Source organism: Streptosporangium sp. G11, from assembly GCF_051192615.1.
In the GTDB taxonomy this organism is placed as follows: domain Bacteria; phylum Actinomycetota; class Actinomycetes; order Streptosporangiales; family Streptosporangiaceae; genus Streptosporangium.
The window spans coordinates 1-3,616 of the sequence record NZ_JBPJUQ010000212.1 but is presented as its reverse complement, the minus strand read 5'-3'; the positions used below and the strand labels follow the sequence as shown (position 1 = coordinate 3,616).

At 68.4% G+C, this 3,616-nt stretch carries 2 protein-coding genes; both read left to right on the top strand.

Annotated features, from left to right (window positions below; genetic code table 11):
- The first annotated feature begins 330 nt into the window (after positions 1-330).
- Entirely contained in the window at positions 331-2,484 is a 2,154-nt protein-coding gene (locus ACSDR0_RS49745; RefSeq protein WP_435295985.1) for an ATP-binding SpoIIE family protein phosphatase, read from the top strand.
- 275 nt (positions 2,485-2,759) lie between these two features.
- Positions 2,760-3,374 carry an ABC transporter permease gene (locus ACSDR0_RS49740; protein ID WP_435295984.1) on the top strand — a complete coding sequence of 205 codons (615 nt, stop codon included), beginning with the start codon at positions 2,760-2,762 and terminating at the stop codon, positions 3,372-3,374.
- Positions 3,375-3,616 lie beyond the last annotated feature (242 nt).

Sequence of the window (3,616 nt, the reverse complement as noted above, 5' to 3'; positions counted from 1 at the left end):
CCATAGCGATGGCCTACCAGGACGGCAGAGCACCGCGCAGACGAATCCCTCTGATCTCAACTCCGTACAGGCTCTAGAACCGTAGAGGCCATGATTGATCATCTTCACTTTTAGGATCTTGCTCGTGCGCCCGCGCCCTCGCGATGGGCATGCTCGGTCCTCTGGGTGACGATGAACGCGGCCAGCTTCACCGGGTCGTGTTGCCAGGGGGCGCACACGAAGCGGCGGAGTGTCGCGGACCCCGGAAGTGCCGCGTATGGCGGTGAAAGCTAGTGTGGATGTACATAAGTGGTGACTTTCCACATTGTCGCGCTTATGTCAGGAGGTGAGGTGGCGGCCCGGAATGTTAGGTCCGAGGGCCACGCCGAGCAGCCGCAGACGGAGCAGCTCGGCGTTATTGGGACCTCGGACGAAGGGCAGTGGAGCGCGCAGACGCTGACGCTGGCTCTCCAGCAGGCGACGACGGGACTGGGCGGCCTGGGCGCCCTCGTGCACAGGTGCGATTCCGCTACCGGTTGCCTGCGTCTGGCGGCGGCCAGCGGGCTTCTCCCGGAGGCCGCCGAGGCATGGGCGGATCTTCGTACCGTGCAGGACGTGGCGCCCACACGCGCCGTGCGGCGTGGTGGCTACGTCTGGGTGGGCGGGGACAGCTTGGGGATCGGGGCAACCGGCACGGCGGCATTGCCCCTCCCGGGTGCCGATGGGCCGGTCGGGGTGTTGTCCGTGCTCACGGCAGGGTCCGCCGAGCCGGATGACGAGCAGCGATCCTTTCTCGGTGCGGTAGCGGCATGGGCCGCTGCGCGCCTGGAAGGCTTGCCCGGCACGGAGCCAGGCCTTACTTCGGCGGCCGGGTCCGAGCGGACGGTCCGGATGGGCGAGCTGACCGTGGCGCTCGCCGAGGCCGTCACCACCCGGGACGTCGTGCAGGCCGTCGCGGACCATGTCCTGCCTCCGTTCCGTGCCGACGGGCTCGTGGTCTGGCTAATCGAAGGCGGCCGACTGGATGTGGTCGGCGCCGCCGGGTACCCACAGGATTTCCTCAGTCTTGTCGACCGGCTCCCGCTCACCGAAACCCTCCCGGTGACCGATGTGTTGGGGACCGGTACTCCCCGGTTCATCGGATCGGAAACGGAGTATTGCCGGCGCTATCCAACGATGGAGAGCGTGGGGAAGGCGTCACCGAAGAACGCCTGGGCGTTCCTGCCCATGATCGCCTCCGGGCGGTCCATCGGCTCATGTGTGGTGTCGTTCACCCGGGAGCGTGTCTTCAGCGACGAGGAGCGCACCCTGCTGACGGCGTTGAGTGGTCTGGTCGGTCAGGCGCTGGAACGGGCCCGGCTGTACGACGTGGAACACGCCCGCGCACAGGAACTGCAGCGCGGCTTGCTTCCCCGGGAGCTTCCCCGGCTCCCCGTCGCCTGCGCCGCCGCGCGCTACCTGCCCGCGGGCCGGGGCGAGGAGGTGGGCGGCGACTGGTACGACCTGATCCCGCTGTCCGGCGACCGGGTCGCCATGGTGATCGGCGACGTCATGGGACACGGCATCACCGAAGCGGCCACCATGGGTCGCCTGCGCACCGCTGTACGCACCCTCGCCGACCTCGACCTGCCCCCCGACGAACTGCTCGGCCACCTCAACGATCTGGTCAGCGACCTCGGTGACGACTTTTACGCCACCTGCCTGTACGCCGTCTTCGATCCCACCACCCGGACCTGTACGTTCTGCCTGGCCGGCCATCCCCCACCGGTCATCGTCCACCCCGACGGCACCGTGTTGTGCCCCCACCTGGCCGCCGACCCGCCGCTGGGCGCCGCGGAACCGCCCTTCGAGATCCACGAATTGCACCTGCCTGAGGAGAGCCTGCTGGTGCTCTGCACCGACGGCCTGGTCGAATCCGCCACCCGCGACGTCGACAAGGGCCTGGCCCAGCTCCGCCGAATCGTGGCCCAGGCCGTGCCCCGCATTCCCCACCTCTGGTCAGGACGCCAGGGCGACGACGTCGGGCCCCTGGAGGATCTCTGCGACACGGTCGTCTCGGCGCTGCTGCCCGCCCGTGAACAGACCGACGATGACGCCGCCCTGTTCATCGTCCATACCCGCGGTACCGCCGCCGACGATGTCGCCACCTGCAGCCTCCCCGACGATCCCAGAGCAGCCGGACAGGCCCGCAAATATGTCCGCAAACAACTGGCCATCTGGGGACTGGACGATCTGACGATCACCACCGAACTTCTGGTCAGCGAGCTCGTCGGCAACGTGATCCGGCACGCAAAGGGCCCCATATGCCTGCGCCTGCTGCGCAGCCGCTCCCTGATCTGCGAGGTCTACGACAGCAGCCTCAGCACCCCGCGCATCCGCCACGCCTCCTACACCGACGAAGGCGGCCGGGGCCTGCAGCTGGTGGCCGCCCTCTCCCGGCGCTGGGGCGCCCGCTACCTCCAAGACGGCAAATGCATCTGGACCGAGCAATCCCTCCCCTGCTGACGACAACGCGATAAGGCCCCTCGGGTGAGATGGACTCTCTTGGTGACTGGGGGCCGAGGCCGAACGAAGGCAAGCAAGATCAAGAGAACGTGCGAAGCGGCTTCTGGCCTGGCGGCCTATCACTTCTTGCCTTCGGCCTGGCGCTGCTCCTTCATCGCCCTGATGGCATCACTCATCGCGTGTAGCGTCGCGCGGACTTGCTCGCGACCAACACCTATGCGGGCGTGGAAGTCCCGTCGTCGAGGTGAACGACATTGCGGATTACGTTGAGGGTGTTGTTGATCGCGACGGCGTCGTCCGGCCCGATCGGCGAGGCCCTGCTGGCCCAGGCGGTCGGCGTGGGAGGATTCCTGATCTACGGGATGATCGCCATCTGGCTGTTCGGCCGCGAGTTCAGCGACCACACCGCCAAAGACCTGCTCGCCCTGCTCACCTCCCGCACCGCCATCGTGGGCGCGAAATTTGCCCTCGCCGCCGGATGGGCGATGCTGCTGGCCCTGCAGGTTGCCGCGTTCGGCCTGCTGATCGGCGCATTGCTCGCCCTGCCCGGCTGGTCGGCCCAGATCGCCCTGGACGGGATCGGCCGCCTCCTGCTCACCGCCGCGCTGACCGCCCTGCTCACCACCCCGCTGTCCCTGGCCGCCAGCCTGGGGCGCGGCTACCTGGCCGCCGTGGGCGCCATGTTCGCCGCCCTGTTCTGCGCCCAGGTCATCGCCGCCCTCGGTTTTGGCCACCACTTCCCCTGGTCGGTTCCCGGCCTGTACGCCGGAATCGCCGGACCCGACCAGGACCGGCCCGGCCCGATCGGCTTCCTGCTGGTCCTCGCGGTCGGAGCCGCAGGCGTGCTCGCCACCGCAGCATGGTGGCGCAGAGCTGACCACCACCGCTGACAGCCCATACCACCAACGCGCGCGGCAGAACACGGGCGCACACCAGCCCTCGAACCCCACTCGCTGTGCCTGGCAATACACCGACTCGCGGTGATCATGTGTTGGGTCGGACCGGGGCGCCCTGTCGCGATTGCTCACGGTGGGTTTCCCCGGCCCGCCCGCCGAGTGAAGTAGGCCGCCGACGAGGTGCCTCTGTGGAGGTCCTTTTTCGACGGCCCCTTCCCGAACCGGACTGGCCAGTT